The organism is Kribbella sp. NPDC059898, from assembly GCF_042730855.1.
Lineage (GTDB): Bacteria > Actinomycetota > Actinomycetes > Propionibacteriales > Kribbellaceae > Kribbella.
Window position 1 is genome coordinate 163,371 of the sequence record NZ_JBHWKR010000014.1, and the last position, 25,464, is coordinate 188,834.

23 protein-coding genes, 1 tRNA gene and 1 pseudogene are annotated in these 25,464 nt (G+C 68.1%); 9 read left to right on the forward strand and 16 right to left on the reverse strand.

Annotation, left to right across the window (positions count from 1 at the left end):
• Positions 1 to 80: 80 nt before the first annotated feature.
• Genes ACFV9C_RS34865 through ACFV9C_RS34905 form a run of 9 tightly spaced genes read right to left on the reverse strand, consistent with a single transcriptional unit; the run spans position 81 to position 12,938 of the window.
• The gene (locus tag ACFV9C_RS34865; protein WP_380200372.1) at positions 81 to 2,552 is read right to left on the reverse strand and encodes a glycosyl hydrolase family 28-related protein; all 2,472 of its coding nucleotides are present in this window, start codon (positions 2,550 to 2,552) and stop codon (positions 81 to 83) included.
• Complete coding sequence (locus tag ACFV9C_RS34870; protein WP_380200374.1) at positions 2,549 to 4,522, reverse strand: heparinase II/III family protein; 1,974 nt, start codon at positions 4,520 to 4,522, stop codon at positions 2,549 to 2,551. Before ACFV9C_RS34870 ends, ACFV9C_RS34865 begins: the two co-directional genes overlap by 4 nt.
• Positions 4,519 to 5,349: an amidohydrolase family protein gene (locus tag ACFV9C_RS34875; protein WP_380200376.1), complete on the reverse strand. Its 831-nt coding sequence runs from the start codon at positions 5,347 to 5,349 to the stop codon at positions 4,519 to 4,521. The genes ACFV9C_RS34870 and ACFV9C_RS34875 overlap by 4 nt, the downstream gene beginning before the upstream one ends.
• Positions 5,346 to 6,125: a hypothetical protein gene (locus ACFV9C_RS34880; protein ID WP_380200378.1), complete on the reverse strand. Its 780-nt coding sequence runs from the start codon at positions 6,123 to 6,125 to the stop codon at positions 5,346 to 5,348. Before ACFV9C_RS34880 ends, ACFV9C_RS34875 begins: the two co-directional genes overlap by 4 nt.
• Before the next feature lie 46 nt (positions 6,126 to 6,171).
• The gene (locus ACFV9C_RS34885; protein ID WP_380200380.1) at positions 6,172 to 8,064 is read right to left on the reverse strand and encodes a hypothetical protein; all 1,893 of its coding nucleotides are present in this window, start codon (positions 8,062 to 8,064) and stop codon (positions 6,172 to 6,174) included.
• Positions 8,045 to 9,340, reverse strand: coding sequence for an amylo-alpha-1,6-glucosidase (locus tag ACFV9C_RS34890; protein WP_380200382.1), 1,296 nt, complete (start codon positions 9,338 to 9,340; stop codon positions 8,045 to 8,047). The genes ACFV9C_RS34885 and ACFV9C_RS34890 overlap by 20 nt, the downstream gene beginning before the upstream one ends.
• Positions 9,337 to 10,845 carry an ABC transporter substrate-binding protein gene (locus ACFV9C_RS34895; RefSeq protein WP_380200384.1) on the reverse strand — a complete coding sequence of 503 codons (1,509 nt, stop codon included), beginning with the start codon at positions 10,843 to 10,845 and terminating at the stop codon, positions 9,337 to 9,339. Before ACFV9C_RS34895 ends, ACFV9C_RS34890 begins: the two co-directional genes overlap by 4 nt.
• A gap of 43 nt (positions 10,846 to 10,888) precedes the next feature.
• Positions 10,889 to 11,809: a carbohydrate ABC transporter permease gene (locus ACFV9C_RS34900; RefSeq protein WP_380200386.1), complete on the reverse strand. Its 921-nt coding sequence runs from the start codon at positions 11,807 to 11,809 to the stop codon at positions 10,889 to 10,891.
• A 55-nt stretch (positions 11,810 to 11,864) separates the two neighbouring features.
• Complete coding sequence (locus tag ACFV9C_RS34905; RefSeq protein ID WP_380200388.1) at positions 11,865 to 12,938, reverse strand: ABC transporter permease; 1,074 nt, start codon at positions 12,936 to 12,938, stop codon at positions 11,865 to 11,867.
• Positions 12,939 to 13,040: 102 nt separating this feature from the next.
• Here ACFV9C_RS34905 and ACFV9C_RS34910 point away from each other — a divergent pair, with 102 nt between their 5' ends.
• From ACFV9C_RS34910 to ACFV9C_RS34925, 4 genes are all read left to right on the forward strand, one after another.
• Positions 13,041 to 14,630 carry a hypothetical protein gene (locus tag ACFV9C_RS34910; RefSeq protein WP_380200390.1) on the forward strand — a complete coding sequence of 530 codons (1,590 nt, stop codon included), beginning with the start codon at positions 13,041 to 13,043 and terminating at the stop codon, positions 14,628 to 14,630.
• 248 nt (positions 14,631 to 14,878) lie between these two features.
• Positions 14,879 to 15,196, forward strand: a complete 318-nt coding sequence (locus tag ACFV9C_RS34915; protein ID WP_380200392.1) for a hypothetical protein — start codon at positions 14,879 to 14,881, stop codon at positions 15,194 to 15,196.
• A 95-nt stretch (positions 15,197 to 15,291) separates the two neighbouring features.
• Positions 15,292 to 16,851 carry an HD domain-containing phosphohydrolase gene (locus ACFV9C_RS34920; protein ID WP_380200394.1) on the forward strand — a complete coding sequence of 520 codons (1,560 nt, stop codon included), beginning with the start codon at positions 15,292 to 15,294 and terminating at the stop codon, positions 16,849 to 16,851.
• A gap of 81 nt (positions 16,852 to 16,932) precedes the next feature.
• On the forward strand, positions 16,933 to 17,358 hold the full coding sequence (locus tag ACFV9C_RS34925) for an ester cyclase (RefSeq protein ID WP_380200396.1): 426 nt from the start codon (positions 16,933 to 16,935) through the stop codon (positions 17,356 to 17,358).
• A 317-nt stretch (positions 17,359 to 17,675) separates the two neighbouring features.
• On the opposite strand, the pseudogene ACFV9C_RS34930 reads toward ACFV9C_RS34925, so the two are convergent.
• Positions 17,676 to 18,874 (reverse strand): annotated as a pseudogene (locus tag ACFV9C_RS34930) (DUF4331 domain-containing protein).
• Positions 18,871 to 19,026: a hypothetical protein gene (locus ACFV9C_RS34935; protein ID WP_380200398.1), complete on the reverse strand. Its 156-nt coding sequence runs from the start codon at positions 19,024 to 19,026 to the stop codon at positions 18,871 to 18,873. Before ACFV9C_RS34935 ends, ACFV9C_RS34930 begins: the two are co-directional and overlap by 4 nt.
• Positions 19,027 to 19,244: 218 nt before the next feature.
• Between ACFV9C_RS34935 and ACFV9C_RS34940 the strand changes: the two genes are divergently transcribed.
• The 3 genes from ACFV9C_RS34940 (at position 19,245) to ACFV9C_RS34950 (ending at position 20,896) form a co-directional block, all read left to right on the forward strand.
• Positions 19,245 to 19,877: a right-handed parallel beta-helix repeat-containing protein gene (locus ACFV9C_RS34940; RefSeq protein ID WP_380200400.1), complete on the forward strand. Its 633-nt coding sequence runs from the start codon at positions 19,245 to 19,247 to the stop codon at positions 19,875 to 19,877.
• Positions 19,871 to 20,218, forward strand: coding sequence for a hypothetical protein (locus ACFV9C_RS34945; protein ID WP_380200401.1), 348 nt, complete (start codon positions 19,871 to 19,873; stop codon positions 20,216 to 20,218). The genes ACFV9C_RS34940 and ACFV9C_RS34945 overlap by 7 nt, the downstream gene beginning before the upstream one ends.
• Positions 20,219 to 20,440: 222 nt before the next feature.
• Positions 20,441 to 20,896, forward strand: coding sequence for a GNAT family N-acetyltransferase (locus tag ACFV9C_RS34950; RefSeq protein ID WP_380200403.1), 456 nt, complete (start codon positions 20,441 to 20,443; stop codon positions 20,894 to 20,896).
• An 80-nt stretch (positions 20,897 to 20,976) separates the two neighbouring features.
• Here ACFV9C_RS34950 and ACFV9C_RS34955 read toward each other — a convergent pair whose 3' ends face one another.
• The 3 genes from ACFV9C_RS34955 to ACFV9C_RS34965 all read right to left on the reverse strand — a co-directional run bounded on the left by ACFV9C_RS34955 (position 20,977) and on the right by ACFV9C_RS34965 (position 23,314).
• Positions 20,977 to 21,786, reverse strand: a complete 810-nt coding sequence (locus ACFV9C_RS34955) for a hypothetical protein (protein ID WP_380200405.1) — start codon at positions 21,784 to 21,786, stop codon at positions 20,977 to 20,979.
• A gap of 130 nt (positions 21,787 to 21,916) precedes the next feature.
• Positions 21,917 to 21,989 (reverse strand) — tRNA-Thr (locus ACFV9C_RS34960).
• 32 nt (positions 21,990 to 22,021) lie between these two features.
• Positions 22,022 to 23,314 (reverse strand): MFS transporter, encoded by a 1,293-nt coding sequence (locus tag ACFV9C_RS34965; RefSeq protein ID WP_380200407.1) that lies wholly within the window; start codon positions 23,312 to 23,314, stop codon positions 22,022 to 22,024.
• A 105-nt stretch (positions 23,315 to 23,419) separates the two neighbouring features.
• Between ACFV9C_RS34965 and ACFV9C_RS34970 the strand changes: the two genes are divergently transcribed.
• Both ACFV9C_RS34970 and ACFV9C_RS34975 read left to right on the forward strand, forming a co-directional pair.
• On the forward strand, positions 23,420 to 23,716 hold the full coding sequence (locus ACFV9C_RS34970) for a DUF4287 domain-containing protein (protein WP_380200409.1): 297 nt from the start codon (positions 23,420 to 23,422) through the stop codon (positions 23,714 to 23,716).
• 4 nt (positions 23,717 to 23,720) lie between these two features.
• On the forward strand, positions 23,721 to 24,458 hold the full coding sequence (locus tag ACFV9C_RS34975; protein ID WP_380200411.1) for a TrmH family RNA methyltransferase: 738 nt from the start codon (positions 23,721 to 23,723) through the stop codon (positions 24,456 to 24,458).
• Here ACFV9C_RS34975 and ACFV9C_RS34980 read toward each other — a convergent pair.
• Positions 24,448 to 25,083 (reverse strand): hypothetical protein, encoded by a 636-nt coding sequence (locus tag ACFV9C_RS34980; RefSeq protein ID WP_380200413.1) that lies wholly within the window; start codon positions 25,081 to 25,083, stop codon positions 24,448 to 24,450. The genes ACFV9C_RS34975 and ACFV9C_RS34980 overlap by 11 nt on opposite strands.
• A gap of 25 nt (positions 25,084 to 25,108) precedes the next feature.
• Positions 25,109 to 25,441, reverse strand: coding sequence for a hypothetical protein (locus tag ACFV9C_RS34985; RefSeq protein WP_380200465.1), 333 nt, complete (start codon positions 25,439 to 25,441; stop codon positions 25,109 to 25,111).
• Between the last annotated feature and the right edge of the window lie 23 nt (positions 25,442 to 25,464).

Below are 25,464 nucleotides of genomic sequence, written 5' to 3' on the forward strand. Positions count from 1 at the left end.
GGGAGATGGGTGGGAAGAACACGGCAGACCTCCGAGGGTCGCGGCCGGCGCCGTCGCAACGCCGGCCGCGCTGAGCAGGATCAGACCGTCACAGTGTTGGTACCGGCGTCGGTGAGACCGCCGGCCGGACCCTGGTAGATCGAATGGTCCTGGCGGGCCAGCACCATGGTGTTGACCGTGCCCGTCGAGGTGAGCGTGTTGTCGACGGCCAGCGTTCGCGAGCCGAAGGTGCCGAGCGGGTAGGGACTGCTGGCCGGGGATCCACCGACCCGGACGCCGAAGGAGGCGTTGCTGATGGTGTTGCGGGCGGCAACGTTGCCGTAGAGCAGCTTGGCCGGGGGCAGCGGCCCGGTCGGGGTGCCGCCGTCGGGCCAGAGGATGCTGATGTACGAGATGTGCCCGCCGGCGACCTGGTTGTCGTTGATCTGCGTGTAGAGACACAGATCCAGCAGCGGTGGGGCGTACCCGGTGCTCAGCCCGAAGAACGCGATGCCGGCGCCGTCCGTGTTCGGCGGATTGGCCACCACCGCACCGGTGATGTCGAATTCGTTGCCGGCGGCAATACACAAGGCGCTCGGACCGTAGTTGCCGAGGTACTTCGGACAGGCGGTGATCGTGTTGCCGACGTACAGCTGGCGCTGGTGCAGTACGTCGACCACGAAGACCGAGGTGGTGTCGGGAACCACGTCCCACGCGGTGTCGACGGTCAAGGCGTTCGCGGTGTTGCGCACGACCTTCCGCAGTTGGCCGGATCCGGTGCCGGCGGTGACGACCACGGTCGCCCCGCGCGGGTCGAGGTTACTGGCCAGCGCGAAGGTCACGTCGGCTGTCTCGATCGTGGTCGCGGTAGCCGCGCTGGTGGTGAGCGCGCGACGGCCGCCCTGCACCGCGTTGAACTGGTCGCCGACCATCGCCTCCCCGCAGTTGGTGGCCGGTTCGCCGGCACCGACGACGGTGTTCTGGCCACAGTAGACGTCCTCCACGCCACCGGCGTCGGGGGTGCCGAACACCGACGACGGCACCTTGAGTGCGCCGGTCTGCACGGCCCGCGCGTAGTAGTACGTCGTCGACCCGCGCTCGAAGAGGTTGCGCCGTACGGTCAGCCGCTTGCCGCCCCATACCTTGATGCCTGAGTCGTCGGCCTGCCGCTGTGGGCTGTTGGCGGCTCCCGCGGCTCGCGGGAAGAACAGCCGGAACACGCTGTCCTCGATCAGGACATCGGTCACGGCGATCAGGAACGCACCGTTGGCGCAGTGGAGATCGCAGTTGGCGACGGTCAGGTTGCGTGAGTTCTGGGCGAACAGTCCGTAGCAACCGACGTAGAGCCACACGTCTTGTGGATAGTCGACGTTCTCGACCCCGACGTCCGACAGCGTGACGTTGTGACGGCCGTCGATTTCGAGGCCGATGAGCCGGCGCTGGTTGGTGTCGAAGGTGAGTCCCGCAACGGTCACCGCGACGTCGGACGGCGCCAGGTACAGCATGCCCTTGTCGTCGGCCGCGGACACGCTGTACGTGTCGGTGGCCACGGAGCGCGGCATGCTCGGGCTGAAGACCGTCGCGTCACTCATCCGGATCGTCGTCCCGGTCCGCCCGGCACCCTGGACGATGACTGGCCCGAGGCCCGCGCCGAGGTGCAGCTTGCTGGAGATCGTGTAGGTGCCGGCGGGAATCGTCACCTCCGCTCCGGAGCTGCTGGCCGCCGCGGCGTCGAGGGCAGCCTGCAGCGCCGCCGTCGAGTCCGCCACTCCGGTCGGGTCAGCACCGTGATCGGCGACGACATCGATGGTTGTCGTCGGGGTCACGGCCGGCGCTACAACGGCCAGGCTGAGGGACTGGTCCTGGCCGGGCGTCCCGCCGTGGCCGTTGGACACGCTGACGGTGTAGCTGCCGATCGCCGTCGACGCGGGGATCGTGAACGTGACGTGATACGAATCGGAGTCCACGATCGCCGCGGCCGATGCCGTCGTACCGGCCACCAGGTCGACCGCAGGAGCGGCACTGTCCAGCCTCAGGTTGTCGCCGTACACCGTGACCTGATCGCCCGGGGACGCCTGCTGTCCGTCGAGATACCAGGCCTGTGCCGCGTTCAGCAGGAACGGGGCCGAGTACGCCGATCCATCGGCCGACGACACGTAGATCGCGTACACGTCGGTCGGCGAGCTGCTGGGGATGATCAGCACGATGCTGTCATCCGTGGCCGAAGTCACGGTGGCGGTCACGGCCGCGGCCGGTGGCGTGGCCGGAACCGTCACGGCGCCAGGCCCGTTCGGTACCAGCCAGGCTCGGGCCGAGGCCGTCGAACTGAATCCGGAACCGGCGATCAGGAAGGCTTCCCCCGAGCGTCCGGATCGGACCTGGCGGGTATAGAGCACGGGTGGCTGGTCGGCCGGTACCGTGTCCAACCCGACCGGAGCCGCTTCGGCCAGCGCCGCCGGCAGGACACTCGCCGCAGCGGCACCGGCGGCGACCAGTCCGGTGGTCGTCAGGAACGATCGCCGGGAGACTGCCGAGGCAGTACCGGGTTTCGGGTCGATCTGGCTGGTGGTCACTGTTCTCTCCTCGCAGTTGGTGGGGTGGACCGTGGCGACTGTTGACTGGGTTCGGCGGCAGAGATCAGCAGCCGGTGAGTTCCCGTCCGGCCAGGCGCCCGGGCGGTCAGGGTGACCCGGTGGACGGCGCTACCCCAGACACGGGTCAGCAGGTCGTCGGTCAGGTCGACGGTTTCGATCCGGGCCTCGAACCGGGTGACGTCGAAGCGGGCCAGGAGCGGACCGATGGTCAGTACGCCCGGCGTGTCACACCGAGGGGCGGTTGCTGTCATCAGATGCAGCGAGAGCTGGTCCGGATCGTGTTCGAGGTCCCACTGGTCCTCGACGACGATCCGCGGCTCGGCACCGTCACGCTGCAATCGCATCGTCCGTGACCACGACCTGATGCCCGCGGCCGACGGGTACGCCGGCCCGAGATCCAGCCGCAGTTCGGCGCTCCCCCGATCGAGCGTTGCGGCGACCTCTGCCGCTCGATGATCCGCGCCGTGGGCCTGTTCGAAGCCGTCGACCGTGGGGACGTTGTGGTAGCTGCTGCGCATGGTCCAGATCTCGTACCGATCGCCGGAGAACGTCCGGGCCGTGTAGTTGCCCACCCCGACATCGATGATCACCGGCACCCCGTCGTGGGCGACGATCCAGTTTCCGACGTCGTTGTGATTGTGGTTCTCGGCGTTGTGACCGGCCTTCGCGGCCAGGAACAGTCCGGTGTCCGCCCCCGGACGTTCGCGCGCAACCAGTACTTCGGTGGTCGGCAGCCAGGTCTGGTCCGGGTACGGGAAGTCGTACGCAGCTGTGACAGCCCAGTCCGGGTCGAACAGGACGCCCAGGATGCAGGCCAGCGACGCTCCCGGAGTCACCGGCACGGGATAGCGACCGAATACTCCGGCCAGAGCACCGGCATGGGCGACCACCTCCGGGTCGCCGACCGCACGTCCGAACCGGTGCAGCAGCCCCGGCACCACCGTCCCGGGCCGGGGCAGCGCGAACCCGTCGGCGAAGTTCACGTGCCAAGGCCCCCCGATGTGAGCGGCAACCGGGTAGCGCGCGATTCGGCCCAGCAAAGGCAGATCGAAGGCGTCGAAGGCTCCACCGGTGGCCGTGTGCAGGATCTCCAGGCACTCGAACAGGGTCGCGCCGGCACGCCACCAGTAGGTGATTCCCTCGTCGCATCCGCCGTCCGCCGGAACCTGCGCGAGATAGTGGTCCAACCCACGCAGAACCTGGCCGATCGTGGCGATCAGATCCTCGCTGCCGGATTCGACCAGGAGTGCGGCCGCCAGCACGTTCGAGTGGATCCAGGGATTCCAGTTGTTGCCCGCGGCGTACCAGAAGGTGCCGGTCGCGTCCCGGTACGGGCGGAGTACGCGGGCTCGCACCTCATGATCGATGCGGTCGGCAACCAATGGGTACTGCGTTCGCAGCACCGGCCCGAGCACCGACCCCGCGTACGCCAGGAGGGCTCCGGTCTCGGCGGCGAACAGGTCGAGGGTCGGCGCCTGCCGGTCGGGAAGCGGACCGGGCTCATGGGCAGGAAAGCACCAGGAGCTCTCCTCGCACAGCAGCCAGATGCCGTCGATCGCCGACGACAGGTGCCGGGCGCGGTCGGCCGGGGCCGTGGCCAGGGCGGCTGCGAGAACCGTACGGGCCAGGCGATCGCGGCGCTCGAGGTACGGCGTTTCGTACGACTGCCGATCGCCGTCGACGCTGAACCGCAGGTATCCGGATGCGGTGAGTTCGGGCCAGGGGGTGTTCCGCTCGTGGTCGACCTCGGCCAGGATGTGCTTCACGAAATCCTGATCGACTGCTGTCCACGCTGATCGCCGGCTGGTGTCCGGGTACGGCTGCCAGCGGCCGGCAGCGGCCAGCGCGCGGGCCAGATCTGCCGTGGGCAGCAGGCCGGACAATCCGGCGGAGAATCGTTCGGAGTCAGGTCTTCGATCCGCGGCCGGATCCGTGGTTGTGGGTCTCATCGCATTGTTCCTTCCAGCCGGCTGCGGGCAGCTCGGTAGATCGATCGGGCAGTCGTGTCCATGACCTGCGCTACCTCGCCGGCGTCGGCCCCGGCGTCGGCGAGTGCCGTTCGGGCCATCGCGAACGGGTCGCCCGCGCCAAGCAGGGCCACCGGCCAGTCGGAGCCGAACAGCAGGCGTCCAGCGCCGACAGCTGTGAGCAAGGTCGCCGTGGTCTCGGCCACCAGCTCGCGATCAGGGGTTCGCCCGCCGGGGCCGCGGGTGGCCAGGCCGGAGAACTTGTAGCTGACGTTGGCGGCGCCGACAGTTGCGAGGGTGGTGAGCTCGGCCCGCCACTCCATCCCACCGATCACCAGTCCGCCCAGGTGGTCCAGCACGACAGTCACCTCGGGATGCCGGCGAGCCTTCGCGACGATGCCGGGCACGTCGGCCGGGCTCGCGAGTACGTCGACAGTCAGCCCGGCCGACTCGGCCAGCAGGAGCAGTGGCCGGGACAGCGAAGCGGCAGACACCCGGATGCCAACCAGCAGGTCTCCTCCAGGGCCCGCGGCCAACGCCGCCAGCCGGCCGGCCGCGGCGTCGTCACCTCCCAGCGATCCGATCACCCCGTGCACCGTGCTCCGGTGTTCGTGGGCCGTGGCGAGGAGGTCGGCGGTTTCGGCTGGGTCGTGCAGGGCTTGAACGAGAATGACCGACGTCGTGCCGGTGGTCGCGCGTAGGTACTCGTCGAGCGCGAAGGTTCGCTTCAGCACCGGCGCCGTGATCCAGTCGTACGATCGGCGGCTCAGGTCCCAGAGGTGTATGTGTGCGTCGAGGACACCACTCATTGAGCGGCCTTCCAGGACTGGTACTCGTCCCAGTTCGACTCGGAGACCGGGTAGTAGTCGGCCAGTCGACCGCCTTCCTCGATGCGGAGTCGGGAGAACCGTTCCCATTCCTCGTGCTCCAGCGAGGTCGTCGCGACCTCGGCGGCCAGGGCCTTCGGTACGACCACCGCACCGTCCTCGTCGGCGACGATGGCATCGCCGGGCAGGACCAGAGCGCCGCCGGCCGCGATGGGTACGTCGTACGCCCAGGGGAACAGTTCGGACTGGGAGGCATAGTTCGGCGTTACCCCGGTGCACCACAGCGGTACGCCGAGCGCCCGGACCGCGGAGGCGTCCCGGATACAGCCGTCAACGACGATCCCGGCGCCGCCCCGCTTACGGAAGTACCGGACCAGCATCTCCCCCAGGCAACCTGTGCTGCTGCTGCCGTTGGCCTGCACCACCAGGACATCGCCGGGCTGGATCGTCTCCAGTACCGCCCAGAGCGCAGTACCCCGCTCGACGGTCTCCTGGGCCAGACCCGAGTAGACGTCTTCGCGTTGTGGCATGAACTGCAGGGTGACCGCCGGGCCCGCGATTCTGGTCTCGGTCCGCGGCGTCAACGGGCGCGGCCCGTCGACGAAGGCGTGCCGGATTCCGGCGGACCGCAACTTCGCGCTGGCAGTAGCAGCGCTCAACTCGGAAAGGGCGCGGACATGGGCCGGATCGGCGCGCTGGAACTGCGGGCCTCGGACCGGAATCGGCCATGCGGCAGTGGCTTTCGCTTGGGCAGTCATCGCAGCGGCGAGTCTTTCTGTTCGAAGGGCACGGCGGGACGGTCGGTCAGCACACGGTTCGCGTGCTCTGATGGCGTGGCTGGGCGGCGCGCAACCGCAGGGTGAGAGACACGGCGATCTGATGTCCCGGCGGCAGCACCACCTCGACCGCCGGTACGTCGATGCCGATCTGGTCGATGCCGGTGCGATCGCTGCCTGGCAGCTGGATCGCGGTGATCCGGTGTTCGCCGAAGGCTCCCGCCGCGACCACGACCCGTCGGGTCGTGCTCGCGGACAGGTTGACCAATCGCACGGCGACCCCCTGGTCGTCGACCCGGGTGACCAGTGCCGCGACGTCGGGTGGCAGTCCGGGGCGGCGGCGGTCGGGGTCGTAGTGGCGCAGCCTCGAGGTCAGCAGCCCCCCGTTGTAGAGCACCTGGGGTGTCCCGGTGGTCAGTTGGAGCAAGGCTTCGGTGAGAACCGGGTTGAGCTGTTGCCAGAAGTGCAGTTCCTCCGGGCCGCTGGGTTCGCCCCACTGGTCCATGAGCAGGATCCGCCGATCGACCTCGGCGAGCGCGACGGACAGCATCCGCTCGGGATAGTCCGGGTTCCGGCCGGCCAGGTACTCCAGCCACGGTTCCTCGTGGCCCGACTCCATCTTGTCCCGGAACGGCCGGACGGTTCGCCAGTCGTATCCGCTGGCAGCGTGGATGTCGCGGATGCGCTGCGCGTCCTGGCGCTCGCCCGAGGCGTGCCACAGCCAGGTCGCGAACGGCATCGGCGGCGGCTGGTAGTCGAACCAGCCGTCCGGCCTGTGACGGTTGGGGACCAGGACACTCTTGGCGGCCAGGTCCTCGCCCAGATGGACGGCCCAGATGTCGCGCAGGCTCATCGGCTCGTCGGCGATCACGCCTTGTTTCGCGGACGCCCAGGTCACGTCGAGCGGATTGCGGGCCAGATCGAACCGGCTCCGATCCCCGTCGACCAGTACGGCGTTGAGCGCGCCGATCAGCGCCGCCGCACCGACAGTGTGCAGGCCGTGCGGCCACGTCCAGCCGTAGTGTCCGCCGTACCAGGCACCGTCGTGCAGCTCGCCGACCAGCCCGGACGGCCCGGCATTGTCAGGAAGGATTCCCGTGGCCTGCATCCGCTCGCGCCAGGCGTCGGTGTAGTCCAGCACCCACCGGCCCAGGTCAGCGGCGCCCGTGAACAGCCAAGCGTTGGTGACCAGACTGGTCACCCCCAGGTTCACCACCGTGTCGCCATGCCCCAGCCGGCTCTGCAGTGCCGCGCCCATCCTGCGGGCGTTCGCCGGGTCGGCCAGATCGTCCCACTCGGTGATCCCTGGCAGGTCGTACAGCGGCAGACCCCAATGCCGCATCCCCGAGTCGTGCCGGTAGCTGCTCCAGCCCTCGTCCAGCCCCGGACGTGGACCGCCGGCGCCGGTGTGCGGAGCACGGATGATCCGGCGACCGGGATCGTAGTTGCCGCTCGGGGACCCCGGGAGGTACAGCCGCGCGAACCGATCGGCCCGTTCGGCAAAGGACTGGTCGTCCGGGTCTGCCGCACACAGCCCGAAGAACAGCAGCAGAGACTCGCCCTGATGGAACCAGTCGTAACCGCGCTCGAACTCGTCGACCAGCATGCCGAGCTCGGTCAGCTGCGCCGTGACCCCGGACCAGTGGTGTTTGGCGCTGTCGAGCAGGTCGTCTGCACCGCCCAGCAGGTACAGCGTCGGCCAGTTGAAGAACGACTCGTAGAAGTCGTCGACGCCGTCGCGGGAGCTCAACGTGTACGGGAACCTCAGTCGACCGTCCCCGCTCGTGTACCGGACCGTGAACTCGCGGCGGCCGCGGTCCATCAGGTCGAACAGCCGGCGTTGGAGTACGGCCCAAGGCGGCGGCTCCGCGGCGCCGTCCGTCGCGGTCAGCCGGATCCGCTCAGAGCTCGGTCGGATCATCGCCGTTCTCCACATCCGCGAGGATCCGTACCGCCAGCAGGTTCCAGGACAGGAAGCCCGGATTGAACCCCGGCCGGCCCGAGTCCGCGTCGTAGTACTCGTGGATGGTGCCGTTGGCCGCGAGGTCGGCTGCCAGCAGGCCGATGAAGCGCCCGGCCACGCGCAGCGCTTCTGCCCGGTAGCCGTACCGGGCCAGTCCGTAGCACGTGAGCATCGTGCTCAGGCCCCAGACCGGTCCCTGCCAGTTCGACGGATCAGCCATCGCCAGGTTGTTGTACATCCGGTCGTCGGCCGGTGTGGAGCGGATGCCGAAGCCGGACAGGAAGCGGTCCGGGTTCAGCACCTGCGATCGGACCAGGCGATCGGCCCGTCCGTGGTCGGCCACTCCGGTCCAGAGCGGGAACAGACATCCCCAGCTCTGGACCTTGTAGGGCAGCTCCCAGGTCGCGTGCTGCAGGGTGACGCCCTGACGCGGAGGGAGGTGCAGGTGGTAGTAGGTCTCGTCAGCCGGGTCCCACATGTAGGTGTTGATCGACTCCGTCAGCTCCGCGGCCGCGGCACGGTAGTCGACAGCGTCGTCAATTCCGAGTTCATCGGCCAACGCTGCCATCGCCCGCAACTCGCGGACGTGGAAGCAGTTCATGTCCACCAGGGCGACCTCGCCGCCGGGGCGGCCGTAGATCGCACGATCGTTGTCGATGCCGGAGCCGGCTCCGTCGATCCAGGTGTACAGGTGATGCCTGCTCCGGCAGTGCCGATCCCACCAGTCCCGGACAGCGACCAACGTCGGCCACACGGACGGCAACCAGGACGGGTCCGAGCGTTCCAGACGCAGTACGGCCAAGGCCCACTGGGCGTGTACCGGTTGCGCGACATGCTGGTACGACGGCACGCCGGCCGCATCGATCAGGCTCGGGGGCCGGCCGTCGTCCGTGACGGCGGACAGCAGGTTGTCCAACGATCCCGCGAAGGCCTCCGGATGCTGCTGCTGTACCGCCAGTCCGGTGAAGTACGCGTCCCAGGTCCACAACTGGTCGTACGACGCTCCCGGAACCAGATACGGGAAAGCGAACGCCGGAGAACTCACCACGATCCCCGGCACCTGTGCCAGCAGGGCGTCCCGGACTGTCTGCCGGGCGTCGCCGGGCCGAGGCTGATAGCCGAACGGCGGTCGCGGAAACGCTCCGGTGCCCTCTCGGGCGGTCCAGCCGTCGGTGTCGTAGGAGGGTCTCCAAGCAGCGCTGATGTCGTACGCCGCCGGCCGTACGGTCGTCATTTCGCCGACTTCAGCTTGTCGAGCTGGGCCTGGACTTCCTTGAGGATCGCCGGCAGACCCGCCTGCTCGGTCCGGCTGAGCAGCGTGGAGATCCCGTTGCCCGGATCGACGAGGCCGTTCATCAGTGGTTTGAGGTACTCCCCCATCGCGGCGCTCACCGTGGCGACCTGGGTCTTGACCTTGGTGGTGTCCAGCGAGAAGCCGATCGCCTTCGACACCACCGCCTGCGCGTTGACCCTGGCCTCCACCTGCCAGCGCTTCGCCTTCGCGTCGGCAAGATCCCGGTAGTAGGCGTTGAACTGGTTGCCGAAGGCCCAGTCCATGTTGGGGTTCCACTTGCTGGTGGCCGCCGTCTGCCCGGCGGGCAGACCTACCACCCCGAGCGCCTTGTCGGTGAAGACGTAGTGCTTGCCCTCGACCCCGAAGCACATCAGGTTGTAGAAGTCCTTGTCGGAGTTCAGGAGCTCGAGGAACTCGATCGCCTGCTCCGGCCGTGAGGCGTTGTGCCGGATGCCGTTCAGCGTCGCGCATACCCCGTCGGTGTTCAGGATCGGCTTCGGCACCAGACTCTTCCCCAGCGTGGGGAACTGCCAGTACTGCGGGTTCGTCGGCGCCACCTGGCCGCTGTTCACCGCGATCCGGCCGGCGTTCATCCGCGCGTTCATGTCGCCCTGCGACGGCGGCGAGGCAACGGCGTACCCTTTCTGCTGCCAGCCGCGGATCAACGCGCACGCGGTCCGGAACTCGGGGGTGTCGTACATGTTGAACGCGGTCAGGCCCGCGTCGTCGTAGCGGACCGCGATGCCGTACGCCGAGGCGACCGGATCCCAGCCGTACAGCTCCGGGTGGAAGACCGTGCAGTCCGAGCTCAGGTCGGTGGCCCACGGGGTGATTCCGTTCCCGGACTGTTTGACCGCCGCCAGGAACGGTTCCAGCTCGGCGAACGACGTCACCGCGTCGACGTCCAGGTGATGCTGCTCGGCCAGCTTCTGCTGTACCACGAATCCCCACAGCTTGGGGAACCGCTGCTGGTTGATGACCCCGTAGATCTTGCCGTTCACCCGGGCCGCGTCCCAGACACTGGCCGGCATGCTCTTCCACAACTTGGGCGCGTACTTGGGCAGCAGGTCGTCCAGCGCCATCAGGTTCCCGCTGCCGACGTTGCGGTAGTAGTCGTTGGCCCACGGGGCGGTGAAGAACACATCGGACTCGGAATCGGCCGTCATCGCCAAGGTCATCGCCTGGCTGTAGTTCTGCACCGGGGTGAGAACGATCGTGAAGTCCTTGCCCTTGCTCTTCAGATAGGCGTTCATCGCGTCCTGGACGACACCGGAGTCCGACTGATTGGTGTTACCCATGAACTGGAAACCGATGCCGCCGGACGACGACTTGGCGTTGCCGGACGAGCAGCCGGACAGCAACGGTCCGGAGAAGGCGACGGCGCCGCCGGCCAGGGCCAGCCGGCCGGTGTTCCTGAGCAGCGCACGACGGGAGAATGTAGACATGCTGTGGACCTTTCGGGGTTCGTGACGGCATGCGGCGGACGGTTCAGTCCTTGACGCCGCCGACGGTGATGCCACGGATCAGGAACCGCTGGACGAAGAAGAAGGCGACGACGATCGGGCCGATCGCCAGCACCGCGATCGCGGCCCGCAGTGTCTGGATGGGCACGTCGAGGGACTGCCCGGCGAACTGGCTCTGCGAGGTGACGAAGTCGATGTTGGTCAGGATCCGGTACAGGAACAGCTGGACCGGGATCAGCTTGTCGTTGGTGATGTAGAGCAGACCCAGCCACCAGTCGTTCCAGTAGACGAGCGCGACGAAGAGTCCGACGGTGGCCAGCGCCGGTTTGGACAGCGGCAGCACGATCCTGGTGAACAGCCTCCAGTCCCCGGCTCCGTCGACCCGGGCCGCGTCGAGGATCTCGTCCGGCAGCTGGGAGAAGAACGTCCTCAGCAGCAGGACGAACCACGGCGACACCAGGTACGGCAGGATCAGGACGAACAGCGTGTTCTGCAGATGGAGGTACTGGGTGATCAGGATGTAGCCCGGTACCAGCCCGCCGCTGAAGATCATCGTGAACAGCACGTAGAACGACAGCGGCCGACGGAGCCGGTACGAACGCTGTGCCAGGCTGAATGCCAGCATCGACATGACGGCCAGTGACACGACCGTACCGACCGTCGTCACCAGGATCGAGACACCGTACGCCCGCAGGATCGAGCTCGGGTCGTTGAGGATGTAGCGGTACGCGAAGGTGGAGAACTGCCGCGGGAGCACCGAGTAGCCCTTGGCGCTGATCGCCGACTCGCTGGAGAACGAGGCGGACACGATGATCAGCAGCGGCATCACGAAGGCCAGCGAGACCAGAGTCAGCGCGCCGTGCATGACGATTCTCGGTACGTCGACCCGCGGCCGGGACCGGACCGCCGCTCGGGGCCGGTGCAGAGTGGACGCCTGCTGAGCCATGTCTTGAGGCCTTCCTGTGAGTGACGGTGATTCGTCGGCGGGGTGCCGGAACCGCTCAGAACAGCGCGTTGTCGCCGCTGCGCCGGCGTACCCACCAGTTGGCGCCGACGACCAGCAGAAAACCGACGACGGCCTGGTAGAAGCCCGCGGCCGCGGCCATGCCGATGTCACCGGTCGAGGTCAGCGACCGGTACACGTACGTGTCGATCACGTCCGTGGTCGGGTAGAGCGTGGGGCTGTTCAGCGTGACCTGGAAGAAGAGCCCGAAGTCGGCGTTGAAGATGTGGCTGACCGACAGCAGCACGTTCATGATGATCAGCGGTGTCAGCAACGGCAGCGTGATCCGCCGGATCTGTGCCCAGCGGCCGGCGCCGTCCAGCTCGGCGGCCTCGAACAGTTGCGGGTTCATCGCCATGATCCCGGCCAGGTAGACCACGACCCAGAATCCGGCGCCTTTCCAGACCTCCACGACGGTCAGGATCAGCGGCCACCATCCCGGCGAGTTGTAGAAGTCGACACCGTTGCCACCGAATGCTCTCAACACGTGGTTGACGATGCCGGTGTTGCTCTCCAGGAAGGTGAGTACGAAGTTGGTGAGCACCACGTACGACAGGACGTACGGCAGGAACATCGTCGACTGGTAGACACGGCTCAGCCACCGCGAGCGGTCACGGAGCTCGTTCAGCAGGACGGCAAGGCCGAGAGACACCACCAGGTTGGCCGTGATGAACAGGCCGTTCATCCCCACGGTGTTCCGGGTGATCCGCCAGGCGTCACCGCCGACGAGCAGGTACCGGAAGTTGGCGAGGCTGACCCAGTGGCTGCCGAAGATCCCGGTCGACGGCCGGAAGTCCTCGAAGGCGATCGCTAGGCCGGCCAGTGGCAGGTAGTGGAATACGAACAGCAGCAGGAGCGCCGGCGCTCCCATCAGCAGCAGGACCAGATCCCGCCGCAGGCGACGCGCACGGCCCGCGCCATCGGGCCGCGAACCCTCGGCCCTTCCTAACACCCGATCGGCAGAGCCCGACCGCGCGTCGGTACGGCGATCCCGGCCGAGCGTGTCAGCTTGGTCCAGCTCCGGCCCCGGCAACGCCGTCGCGGCGTCCGAGGAGGACTGTCCGGCTACCACGGGATTCCTCGATACGGCACGTGAACCTCCGGACTCACTGCCACAGGTCGGCGCAGTGATTTCGTATTGACTATACAATGCAATGGTCAGTAATATTCACTCATGTCGTTGCTACGTCAAGCCCCAGTTCCCGGAACGCGCACCGCAGCGCTTCAGCGGATCGAGACGGCCCTGGAGTCGCTGGCTCCCTCGGAACGACGCGTCGGGGAGGCGATCCTGGCCGACCCCGGCTCGGCGATCGCACTCTCGATCAGCGAGTTCGCCGAGCTGTGCGGGGTCGCTCAACCGACCTTGTCGCGCTTCGCGAAGAGCATCGGCTTCAAGGGGTATCCGGCCCTTCGGCTCGGGATCGCCCACGACTTCGCCGGCGACGAGCAGGCGAGCAGTACGTACGCCTCGGCGACCGGCCCGGCCTCCTCGGTGTATCGCGACATCCGGGCCGATGCCGCACTCCCGGAGCTGGCCGACGCGTTGCGCGACGCGACCACGGTCGAGGTCTGGTCGTCCGCCGAGCTGGGCGCCGGCGCGAACCTGCTGGCCGCGCAGCTTCGGGCGCTCGCCGTCCCCTGTGCCGCGTCCGCAGTACCGGCCCATTGGGAGCTCCGGGCCGGCGGCCTGCCGGCGGGGGCGGTCGTGCTGCTGCTAGCGCCGCCCAGCAATGACGCGGTCGTCACTCGCGCGATCGAGCGGGCCCGGGAGGCGCAGGCAACAATCGCGACCGCTTCCTGCGGTTCCGGACTGGCGCCGGCCGAGGCGACCGATCTGGTCCTGTCCCTCCCGGCGTACACGCCGAGCGAGATGCTGGGCCTGTGGGTGGCCGAGGCGATCACCGACGCGGTCCGCGAGGCGTCGAACATCGCGGGCCCGGCCGGAGCTGCCTCACCGTGGCTGCCCTGGCCGCATCGCCGCGAGGTCTTCCTGCCCACGGATGGGGACGAGCCGATTCCGGGTGTTCTGCTGTTCCATCAGACTCCGGTGCCGGCGCCGTCGCTGGTCCTGTATCTGACCGGCATGAACGGCTCGGTGGCCGCCGCGGTGCAGCCGGCCACCAGGGACAGCCACATCGACGCGGCCATCATCGCCGCCCTGCTCAACGCCGGCCATACCGTGCTCGTCACCGACAACCCGGCGCACGGCGCCCGCAAACGGCAATGGGAGAGTCCCGAGGAGCTGATCCGGTCGAGCCTGCAGGGAACCGGCGACGACGTGCTGGCTCGATCCCGGTCGGAGGCCACCGCACTGGTCGACGGTGCGCTGGCCCTTGGCATCATCGACGACCCGAGCCGGTTGGCCATCGTCGGGCAGTCCTGGGGCGGACTGCAGGCGCTGCTCAAGATGTCCGGAGACCCCCGGATCGCCTGCGGCGTCGGCATCATGCCGCTGTGTGACGCAGCTGCACTCGAGCCGTTCCACGAGTTCGCCGACGCAGCTCGTGTGCAGGCCAGCAGCCTGCTCGGTCCGCTGGCCGCAACGATCGCCCCGCGACCACTCCTGCTCATCTCGGGCTCGGACGATCCCACGGCCACCCACGACCAGGTGGACCGATTCGAGGCCCACCTCCGCCCCGAGTACGCCGCCGCGGGGAAGACTGCCGACCTCGAACACATCCGGCTGGCCCACGTAGCCCATCATTTCGACCCCGGCCAGATCGAACACACCATCGAGTGGCTGACCCGGAGCCTCGACCGCTGACCCTCGGGCGGTGCGCACCTGCCGGCGCTTCACACTCGCCCTCACACCGCGGGACACCGCCAGAAGGACGCCGACGCAACGCACGATTCCAGGCCCGCGCCGTCAAGCCCCTTGGGCGAGCTGGGGACGAACACCCTGTGCAGTAAGGCGGTTGCGGTCCGTCGGGCAATTCGGGTGTGGGTTTCGCTGAGACGGCGTGCGGAGACTTCCTGTGACGAAATCGTAGGCGAACGGCACCTGGGGGCATCATGGACAACAGCTTGTACAACGGGGGCGGACAGGTAGGCGGCATTGCGCGAACGACTGCAACCACAAACGCGAAGCTCGTCAGCTTTCTGTTGGCGCGCATCGCCGAGGACGAAGTCGATGCAGCGAAAGGCCCGGAGACAACGCAGGCCGAGGCCAGAGCTCGACGGAGGCTCGTCGAGATTCACAGCCACCGAGACAGCAGCGGGGAAACGTGTGGCGACCCCTGCTACACCCTCCGGATCCTCACCGCGCGATACCTCACCCACCCTGATCTCCCGATCGAGGTCAGCACCATCGATCTGCGGACCAAGTCATGACCTGATCCCGCACCTACAGGCGGTCTGATGAACTCGCGCATGACTGTCTCGAGCGGTGCATTGCGGTCCGATGGGGACTGCCGCAGGCTGGTGGCGTGGGGGCGGAGATGCGGGACAACAAGCCGCCGATCCGGCTGGCGGAGCTGGTTGTCGCGCTGTCCTCGGTGGCGGATCTCGGCATTGGGCTGCCCGTCGGCTCCGCGGCGCGGACGGCCCTGATCGCGGTTCAGCTCGCGCGCAGCCGCGGGTGGCCCGAGGCTGCGGTGGGTCATGTCTTCTACGCGGCGCTCCTGCAACACATCGGGTGTACGGCGTACTCGCACGAAGTGACTGCACTGTTCACCGACGAGTTCTCGGTCAAGCGCGCGTCCATGGCCACGGACTTCACCCGTCCGCAGGAGGTCCTTCGCGACTACCTGCCGGAGCTCACTCGCCACGCGCCACCCGGGGAGCGGTTGCGCACCCTGCGATCAGGTCTGTTGCACTCGCGCCGGATGACGGACGGCTATCGGTTGTCCAACTGTGAAACGGCCGCCGCGGTCGCTCGGCGACTCGGCCTGCCGGACGAGGTCCGTACCGGCCTGCTCGACAACTTCGAGTGGTGGAACGGCAAGGGCGGCCCACGAGGCCTGCAGGGCGAGGACATTTCACCAATCGCCAGGGTCGTCAACGTGGCCGGATATGCCTCGTTCTTCGATCAACGCGGTGGCCCGGAGACTGCCGCTGCCGCGATCGAGCAGCGCTCCAGTCGGTACTTCGACCCAGCGCTCGCGACGGCCTTCTGCCGACACGCGAAGGAACTGCTGGCAGAGACCGCGGCGGGTGATGTCTCAGACCGGCTGGTAGCGGCCGAGCCGGCGCCGGCCGTGCAGGTTCCACCGACGGAAGTCGAGGAGGTACTGCGGGTCTTCGGCGAGGCCGTGGATCTCAAGTCACCGTGCCTGCACGGCCACGCCACAACCGTCTCCAGGCTTGCCGATGGGGCCTGCCGACGCCTCGGTCTGGCGCAGGCAGATGTCGAGCTGGCTCGCCAGGCCGGCCTGGTTCAAGACCTCGGCAGAGTCGCCGTGGCGACCGGGATCTGGGAGTACCCGGGTCGACTCGGCAGCGATGCCTGGTCGCAGGTACGGCTGCACACCTACCACAGCGAACAGATCCTCGCTCGCTCGAAGGCACTTGGACGCCTCGCGACGCTGGCCGGACTCCATCACGAACGTCTCGACGGCAGCGGCTACTACCGACGAATCGCGGCAGCGCAGCTTCCGATGACGGCCAGGGTGCTCGCGACCGCGGACGTCTTCCAGGCGTTGACCGTCGATCGCCCACACCGCCGCGCGTACTCCTCCGATGCGGCAGCGGCCGTCGTACTGGCAGAGGCACGCGGCGGCCGGCTGGATCCCGACGCCGCCGATGCGGTTCTCGCCGTTGCGGACGGTACGCCGATGTCGCGCCGCCGGCAGGTGGCCGGCCTGACGGATCGGCAACTCGAGGTGATCCGCCTGATCGCTCGAGGCCTGTCGAACCGGGCCATCGCCGGCGAACTGGTGATTTCGACGCGCACCGCCGAGCACCATGTCCAGGACATCTACGCGCGGATCGGGGTCTCCAGCCGGGCCGCGACCGCCCTGTACGCCATGGAACACGGCCTGCTCTGAGCAAGATTGGTAGTTCTGCCCATGCGCGAGCGGATCGGCGACCGCGATCCTCCAGAAGTACGACCAGTTCGAGGAGGAACCATGAGCGAGACGAACAAGACGATCATGAAGCGTTTCATCAACGACTACCAGGTCGGCGACGACCAGCAGGTGCTGTACGCGACAGTGTCGCCGACGCTGGTCAACCACACTCCGATGTTTCCGGACGCACCTGGCGGGCCGGCCGAGGTCAAGACGATCTTCGACCTGTTCCACGCTGCCTTCACCGACTTCGGCGCCGAGGTACTCGACCAACTCGCCGAGGGCGACAAAGTCTTCACCTACAAGGCTTTCACCGGCACACACACCGGCGATTTCCTCGGCGTCGCCCCCACCGGCGCGCAGGTCCGCTTCGAGGTGATGGACATCGTCCGAATCGCCGACGGCCAGATCGTCGAGCACTGGGGACTCGTCGACCAGCTAAGCCTCCTCCGCCAACTCGGCGCAACATCCAGCGGTGTTGCCTAATCGGTAGCGGACGGCCAGTTGGCGTGCCGGACGCGGCCGCCGTCCACCGATACCCGCAAACGCGTCCGGCCATCGGATCGCAGGCAGAGCTCGTAGTCGCCCGCGCGGAGATCCGGAACACCGCCGAGTGCAGCGTCGCACCGGGGACTGTCCGGGCGAGGATGGCGACGTGCCGGGGTACGGCGGGATCCGGCCGGCCGTCGACCGGCCGGATCTCGAGCTCGTGGCCCTCGAGCCGGGCAGGCATCGTCACCACAAGGGCGCCGACGTCGCCGCCGATGTCGAGCAGCACCGGCCCCTGCCCGGCGTAGGGATTTTCAGACATGCGGTACGCCCGGTGACGTCTGGTACCCGCCGGCGGGCGTACCGAGGTACGGGAAGCTGGTCAGGTACGGCGGGTTGGTGTTCGACGTACCGTCCCGGATCACCGAGGTGGCGGCGTCCGGGGTGAACGAAGGGTCGACCAGCGGAATCGTCAGACCGGCCACGGCGCGGAGCTCGACCGTGACGACGTCGTCGAAGACCCGCCGGCCGTTCGGGAAGCCCGCGGCGTCGCCGGCGACCAGGCCGAGCGGGTCCGGCGACGACGACGGCGGTACGGCGACGTTCAGCCGCAGCAGGTCGGCGAGCACCGGGCCGGTGAAGTTCTGGAACCCGGGCACGACACCCTTCGGGATCCCGGTCAGCAGGATCGCGACCAGGTCCGCCCGCGGTTTGGTGTACGCCGCGAGGTGCGGAAACACGCCCGGGTACAGCACTGGAAGCAGGCCGGCCAGCTCGGGCTTCTCGACGTACTTGGCGAAGTCGTCGTCCTCGGTCGGCGGCAGCGCGTTCCAGCAATCCTTGTCCGCCATCGGCACGATCACCTCGTTGAACAACGGGTTCCCGAGCCGCGACACCTGCCGGAAGCCGCCGTGCGCCTCGGTCTGGCCGTCGGCGGTGAGCATTCTGACGCGCTGCCGGCTCGCGCTGGCCCAGACACCGACCACCGCCTTCGGATCGAGCACGTCGGTGGGCCGGCTGCCGTCCCGGGCGAGTTCCCGGATCGGTACCTGCAGCGCAATCGTGTGCACGTTCAGGCCCTGCAGACCGCTCACCCCGGCCGCGGCGGCGGACGGGATCAGGTGCAGGTTCTCGAACGGCCGCAACGTGCCCAGGTCGAAGATGCTGCCCAGGTCGACGAAGAAGCCGTCCACCCGCTGCCCGGCGAACACCCGCCGGGCCGCGCCGATGCCATGGATCGCGGCAGCGGTGAAGGTGGTGGCGTAGTTCGCCGTACTGCGTGGACCGATGTTGACCGGTGGCACCGTCAGGCCGTCGGCCAGCAACTGCGGCGCCCGGCCGGCCACGACCTTGGTCACCGAGTAGAACTGCGGCCGGTTCCAGGACTTGGCGGTGATCGCGCCTGCCCTGAGTTCGAGACCTTGATCTCGTACAGGACGTCGTCGCCGAACTCGTAGAGGTTCGGGCCACCGTCCGGCTTCTGCAGCGGGATGAAGTTCGCGATCAGAGTCACAGTGCCGGGGCGGCCCGCTCACCCACCATCACCGCGCTCTCGTTGCGCCGTACGTCGCGCACGTACGCCACCAACGGCCCACTGCGCCGCACTTCACCGGCCGCCGGCGCAGCAGCCCCACCTCCCACAGCAGCCGCCCCCATCCCCGCCATAGCCAGGAATCCGCAACCACGAGCTTCACCGAGTAAGTTCGAGCGACTGCGGATTGCCTCCAGGAACCTGAGAAATGCATGACCGGGCGATGATGGTTTTGTCATTCATGGCCGGGATCCCCGTGCGGTAAGGGATTTTTAGGTTGCTGGGCGCATCTATGGGGTTCCGCGGTTCCCGGTCGGGCTTAACGTGCGGATTGTTCGGTGCACTGGCCGCAGTGCCCGCGCAGGCGTACGGAGCGACCATCAGGGTGCATCCGCGCCAGTCGATCCAGGCGGCGGTCGATCGAGCCGCACCGGGGACGACGATCGTCTTGGACGAGGGTACGTATCGGCAGAGCGTGCTGATCCGGAAGGGCCACCTCGCCATCCGCGGCGAGGGGGACGGCACGGTTCTGATGCCACCGGCGAAGTTGCCGAAGAACGTCTGTACGACGGACTTCCTCGGGGGCAAGGGAGCCGCGTTCTGCGTGTTCGCCAAGCAGCTGGACGCGACGCAGAACGTGGTCACCCGGGTCTTCGACACGAAGATCTCGGATCTGCAGGTGCGCGGGTTCGACGGGATGGGGATCGTGGCGTACGGCGGTTCGGGGTTCGTCGTCCACGACGTGACCGCGATCCACGACGGCGACTACGGGATCGCCCGGTTCAACACGCTCGGCGGGGCGGTCTACGACAACGTCGTACGGAACAACGACGAAGCCGGCATTTATGTCGGCGACACCGCGATGGCGAACGCCATCGTCCGCGACAACGACGCGACCGGGAACCAGCTCGGCCTGTTCGTGCGGCATTCGCGGTACGTGAAGGTGTTCGACAACAGGTCCTGGGCAATTGCCAGGGCATGCTGATCCTGGACGACGGCCAGCCCGGCGGCGCCGGGAACGTGGCGGCCTGGGACAACGACCTGAACCGGAACAACCAGTTCCGCGCAGCGAACGCGGAACACCCGCCGCTGCAGGGCGGTGTCCTGCTGGTCCTGGGCGGCACGAAGAACGTACTGCGTGACAACACAGTGCTCGGGAACGTCGGCACGCAGTTCAACTCCGGCGGGATCGTGCTCGTGTCGGCCTCGGCGCCGGAAACCGCTTCATCGACAACAACTGCCACACCTCGATGCCCGCGGGGCTGTGCAACTGACAGTCAGCCGTTGTCCGCGGGTACCGGCCGATCTAGCCTCGCGTCATGGTGATCCTCGCGAACCAGGACCTGAGGCGGGTCCGTCGGCTGTTCGAGGCGGAGCACCTCACGCTGGTCGTCGACGCGGTGCTAGCAGGCAACAGTCCTGCGACCGTGTGGGTTGACGACACCGCCGTACCACGAACAGCGTTGATCTGGAACCGAGCGCACCGCCGAGGTTGTGCTTGCCGGGTACCCGTCGCATCGGCGAGAACGCGTGCTCTACCGAGGCCCCTTGGCTCCGCGCTCCGATTGGCGGACACCCCTGCCGGCCGGATTCCACATCAGCGCGATCGACGACCGGTTCAGCGAGTTGAGCAACCTGTCCAACTGGAGCGAGGTCGTCGCGGAGATCGAGTCCTGCTGGCGGTCGGTGCGCGAGTTCCGCCGTACTGGGTTCGGATTCGTGACGCACGACGCCGAAACAGTCGTGTGCTGGTGCACGGCGGAGTCGGTCAGCGACCGGAAGTGCGGCATCGGCATCGAGACCGTCGCGCCGTACCGCGACCGCGGCTTCGCGACCCAGACCGCAGCCAGATTCCTGGAGCAGTGCGCGGAGCGGGGCTTGGTCCCGTTCTGGGATGCATGGCGCGCGAACCTGCCATCAGTCGCCGTCGCGAACAAGCTGGGCCTGCAAGAGGCCGAGACCTACTCGGTGCATGTCTGCGAAACCACGGGCGCCCAGCGCTGAGGTGCGCTGACTCGGACCTACGGCCCACAACCAACGGAAAGCAACCCAGGTCGCAATCATTCGCATCAGCGCGGCCTGATTCAGGCGGGGGTGATTGTCGGGTCGAGGAGGAGTAGGCCTTCGGGGAGGGTGTCGGCCCAGGCGGCCAGTTCGGGGGTGACTCGGACGGGTTCGGCTGTGGCGAAAGGTTGGCCTTGGGGGTCGGAGTTGCCGGTGCCGAAGGACTCCAGACGCCACTCCAGGAAATGGGCATGGAGGACGTCGCGGACCTCGTCCAGTTGGGCGCGGGTGAAGCGGCTTCGGACTACGCAGAGCTGATTCGGGAGGCTCGGGGACAGCCGACGGGTGACCGCTCCGACGTCGGTGGCGGCTACAACGAGGACCTCCTGGTCTTCCGAGGGACGGAAGATCGCCCCATGGACCATCGCCCCGGACGATTCCAGATCGCCGATGTCCAGGTCCAACTCCGAGACCGCGCCATGTGGCCAGCCGTCGTACCAGACCACGTTCTGTGGCCAGCCCCCGGGAGGTGTCGGGCATGGTGGGTGGGTCCTGTCGGTACGCGGCCGTGGAGGAGGGCGTTCCGGCGTCTGTGTCTCGACCTCGATGCTCTCGTCACCGAGTCGTGCCTGCTCTCCGGGGGCGGGGGCGTGCCACCTCCCGACCACCGTGATGTGGCCCGGGACCTGATTCCGGCCGAACTCGGAGGGCACGGCCGCGGCGTCGGCACCGATCAGGCGGATCGACAGCTCCGACTTCCAGCCGGGCGGTTTGATCAGCAGATCGTTGACGCGTTGCAGGTCGAGCCAGTCACTATCCGGACCAGAGACGAAACGGCCCGAGGTGCGGACCCTGTCGCCCGGTCGGAACACCAAGTCTCTGGCCGCCATGCATCCATGATGACCAGAAATCACTGAGAAGCTGATCAGGTGCCCACGGCAGCACCGCGCAAAGGGGTGAGTAGGAGGTGAGGTGGGGCCCGGGAGTTCATTACTCCCGGGTTATATCGCCAGGTCAGAGAGCCGGTGAGGGGACTTGAACCCCTAACCCCCGCTTTACAAGAGCGGTGCGCTGCCAGTTGCGCCACACCGGCCGGTGTGCGGGTACATAGTAGAGGATCGGGGGCTAGGGGTGGAGTTCGGTTATCGGGCGGTGGAGGGCTCGGGCGCCGGGGACTGCTATCAGGGCTATGGCGGCCATGAGGAGGAAGGCTGCGGTGGGGTGGTGGACCAGGAGGCCTACTGCTACGGCTACCACCAGGCCGCCCAGGTTGCCGGCCATCCAGATGAGGCCGGCGGCTGTGCCTTCGGCTTCGCCTGTTCGGCGTTCTACCAGTTCCAGGACGATGGGGAGGGCTGGGAGGAGGAGTAGGCCGATCACGGTGATGGAGAGGAAGCCGGTGGCGGTGCTGGGGGCCAGGGCCAGGAGGACGCAGGCGGCTGCGGTGGTGGTGAGGCTTATGACCAGGAGCAGGGATTCGGCTCGGCGGCGTACGACGAGGATGGGGATGGTCGCGCTGCCGATGACGCCGGCTACTACCTGGAGGAGGAGGATCGTGCTCGCGGTGCCGCCGGTGACGCCGGCGGGTTCGAGGAGGGCCTGCGCGAAGGTGCTCATGGCAACGAATACGCCGAACGGGAAGATCGCGAGGATGCAGAGGCGGCGGATCAGCGGGTCGCCCCAGGCGGCTGCCAGCGCGCCCTTGTGGTGGCGACCGGCGGCGCCGGCCGCGAGAGGTACGACGGGATCAGGCGGGAGGCCGGGCTGGTCGGGTGGCACGGGCTCGTTGGCGCGCGAGACGGCGGGTTCGCGGGTGGTTGCGGCGGCGGGTCCGGGGACCGCGGGTTCGGGGGTGAGGGTGGGGCGGGTGTAGAGGACGGCTAGGAGTACGGCGGCTGCCGCGACGCAGAAGGCGGCGGTTGTCACGAGCATCGTCGGGAGGGATGCGGCGGTGGTGAAGAGGGCGGAGAGGAGGAAGGCGATCACCATGCCGGCGAAGATGCTGGCGGTGCCGATGGCGATGCCGGTGGGGCGGTGTTTTTCGTGGAGGTAGCGGCCGGTGATGCCGGTGACGGCGTTCAGGACCAGGGGCTGGGCGATCGACGCGAGGATCTGGCCGGCGAGGAGCCAGCCGAAGTTGTCGCCGAGGAGGCGGACGATCGCGCCGAGGGCGGTCAGTACGGCGCCTGCCACCAGGCCGGCGCGGAACCAGCGGTCCAGGATCAGGCCGCACGGGATCGCCAGGACGACGTACAGCAGCGGGAAGACCTGGGCGAGCCAGCCGATGGCGCTTTCGGACACGCCGTACCGTGCGGCGGCGACGGTCGTGACGCCGGCGAAGTTCAGCCAGACCAGCTGGGTCGCGGCGCCGACCAGGGAGTAGCCGACGATCGCCGACCACCGACTCCGGATCTGCATGGGCGAACTGTAGCCCCAGTATCCCGAAGTTTCTGAGCGGTCGTGTCGATTTCCGCCGGGGTCGCTCGACGCAGGGATGTACGACGACCAACCAGGAGGAAACCGATGTCGTTCCAGGCGTACTTGGACAAGATCGAGGAGAAGACCGGCAAGACCCCGCGGGAACTGGTCGACGAGGGCATCAGCCGGGGGTACGGCGCCGCGGACGTCAAGGCCGGGACGATCCTGGACTGGCTCAAGGCGGACTACGAGCTCGGCCGCGGGCACGGGATGGCGCTGGTGCACGTGATCAAGAACGGCGCGCAGATCAGCGACAAGCATGTCGGCAGCAACGGTACGCACGCGGACCCGAGCGACATGCTCTGGCTCGATGGGAAGGCAACCAACCCGGCGCTACGGTAGGCGGGTGGAAAAGAAATCGCCGCGCGACAAGTGGATCACCGTCTACGGCCGCAAGCCGGTACTGGAGGCGCTGCACGATCCGAAGCTGTCGGTGGCGAAGGTCGTGCTCGCGGACAACGCGACCGGAGGCTCCATGCAGGAGATCCTCCGGGCCGCGGAGAAGTACGGAACGCCGGTCGAGCGGGCGACGGCGAGCCGGGTGAAGTGGCTGGCCGGGAACGGCAAGCACGACCAGGGCGTCGTCGCGGACGTGAACGCGCCGCGGATGACGCCGCTGGAGGAGTTCGTCCGGGATCGCGGAAACCGTCCGACCAACGTCTTCCTGCTCGACGGCGTGACCAATCCGGGGAACGTCGGGATGATCCTGCGGACCGCGACCGGTGCCGGGTTCGACGGCGTCATCCTGCCCCGGGCCGGTACGCCGCACGTGGGGCCGCTGGTCATCAAGGCCTCGGCCGGCATCGCGTTCCAGGCGCCGATCGTGAACACGTCGACCGCGAAGGCCGCGGTCGACCTGCTGCGGACCGCCGGCTATCACGTGTACGGCCTGTCGGCGCGCTCGCGGGACTCGCTGTTCACGGCCGAGCTGGCGCCGCGGGCGGTCTACGTGCTCGGCGGGGAGACGAACGGAGTCACGGTGCCCACCGATTCCGACCTGCGGATCCCGCTGCACGCCGGCGTCGAGTCGCTGAACGTCGCGGTCGCCGCGGCGATCGTGGCGTTCGAGGTCACTAACCGGTGATCTTCTTGGCCAGCGCCTCGGCGGTCTCGCGGGTGTAGGTGCCGGAGATCTGGATCTTGCCGCCCGGGATCGCGGACTGGACGCTCGGTGCGGTGACAACCTGGCCGTGGACGAGGATCGCGAGCTGGTTCGCCGGCGGGTCCTGCTTGGCGAGACTCGCGGTCAGTTCGCCGAAGATCTTCGTACCTTCGGGATCGAGGTCGAGGCTGACGTACCAGTAGGAGCTGCCGCCGGCGCTGTATCCGGCCTTCACCTCGGACACGTGGCTGCCGTCCAGCTCGACCTTGCCGACCGTGTAGACGATGCCCTTGTCGTCGCACGCCGTGCCGTCGCGGGCCGGGGTCGGGCAGGTGCCGGGCTTGCTGGTGAGTACGCGGCGAAACTCGACGGCCTTCGGGTCGGACGGCTTGGTGTTGGCGGCCGGGGATTCCTTGGCGGCCGGCTTCTCGTCGGTACTGCGGGTCACGAACAGGAACGCGCCGAGGCCGACGAGCAGGACCAGCACGAGCACCAGACCGCCGACGATGATCAGCGGCAGCCGCGACCGCTTCTGCGGCGGCCCCTGGTAGCCCTGCCAAGGCTGGTACGGCGGCGGCTCGTTGGGTGGCCCCGGCGGCTGCGTCATACGCACATGCTAGGTAACCAGGAAGTCACCGCAGCCGAGCCGCCAGCTCGGCGTTGCGCTGCGCGAACGTCCGCCACAACTCCGGCGTACCCGCCACCCGCTCCCGAGCGGCCGCCGCACCACACGACCGCACGGTCCACGTGCACATCCGCCCGCCGCGCAGCTCGAACCGCACCAGCACCCCGTCGGCCCACCCGTACACATCCGCGTCCCGCGGGTCCAGCCACGCCACCTTCTGCTCCGCGACGATCCAGTCGAGCGCCTCGATCTCCCCCTGCACCTTGGCCGCGAACTCGTACCGCAACTCGCCCGCCGCCCGGTCGCGCCGTCGTACCAGCTCGGCATGCAACGCGTCCACGGCCGCCGGCTCCCGCTCGAGTA

Bases quoted from the DNA above. Each gene is read 5' to 3' on its own strand.
- ACFV9C_RS34965 (WP_380200407.1), bottom strand. From the start codon at position 23,314: ATGCAGATCCGGAGTCGGTGGTCGGCGATCGTCGGCTACTCCCTGGTC.
- ACFV9C_RS34870 (WP_380200374.1), bottom strand. From the start codon at position 4,522: ATGAGACCCACAACCACGGATCCGGCCGCGGATCGAAGACCTGACTCC.
- ACFV9C_RS34980 (WP_380200413.1), bottom strand. From the start codon at position 25,083: ATGACGCAGCCGCCGGGGCCACCCAACGAGCCGCCGCCGTACCAGCCT.
- ACFV9C_RS34970 (WP_380200409.1), top strand. From the start codon at position 23,420: ATGTCGTTCCAGGCGTACTTGGACAAGATCGAGGAGAAGACCGGCAAG.
- ACFV9C_RS34880 (WP_380200378.1), bottom strand. From the start codon at position 6,125: ATGACTGCCCAAGCGAAAGCCACTGCCGCATGGCCGATTCCGGTCCGA.
- ACFV9C_RS34915 (WP_380200392.1), top strand. From the start codon at position 14,879: ATGGACAACAGCTTGTACAACGGGGGCGGACAGGTAGGCGGCATTGCG.
- ACFV9C_RS34925 (WP_380200396.1), top strand. From the start codon at position 16,933: ATGAGCGAGACGAACAAGACGATCATGAAGCGTTTCATCAACGACTAC.
- ACFV9C_RS34945 (WP_380200401.1), top strand. From the start codon at position 19,871: ATGCTGATCCTGGACGACGGCCAGCCCGGCGGCGCCGGGAACGTGGCG.
- ACFV9C_RS34955 (WP_380200405.1), bottom strand. From the start codon at position 21,786: ATGGCGGCCAGAGACTTGGTGTTCCGACCGGGCGACAGGGTCCGCACC.
- ACFV9C_RS34910 (WP_380200390.1), top strand. From the start codon at position 13,041: ATGTCGTTGCTACGTCAAGCCCCAGTTCCCGGAACGCGCACCGCAGCG.
- ACFV9C_RS34935 (WP_380200398.1), bottom strand. From the start codon at position 19,026: ATGGCGGGGATGGGGGCGGCTGCTGTGGGAGGTGGGGCTGCTGCGCCG.
- ACFV9C_RS34900 (WP_380200386.1), bottom strand. From the start codon at position 11,809: ATGGCTCAGCAGGCGTCCACTCTGCACCGGCCCCGAGCGGCGGTCCGG.
- ACFV9C_RS34895 (WP_380200384.1), bottom strand. From the start codon at position 10,845: ATGTCTACATTCTCCCGTCGTGCGCTGCTCAGGAACACCGGCCGGCTG.
- ACFV9C_RS34890 (WP_380200382.1), bottom strand. From the start codon at position 9,340: ATGACGACCGTACGGCCGGCGGCGTACGACATCAGCGCTGCTTGGAGA.
- ACFV9C_RS34875 (WP_380200376.1), bottom strand. From the start codon at position 5,349: ATGAGTGGTGTCCTCGACGCACACATACACCTCTGGGACCTGAGCCGC.
- ACFV9C_RS34885 (WP_380200380.1), bottom strand. From the start codon at position 8,064: ATGATCCGACCGAGCTCTGAGCGGATCCGGCTGACCGCGACGGACGGC.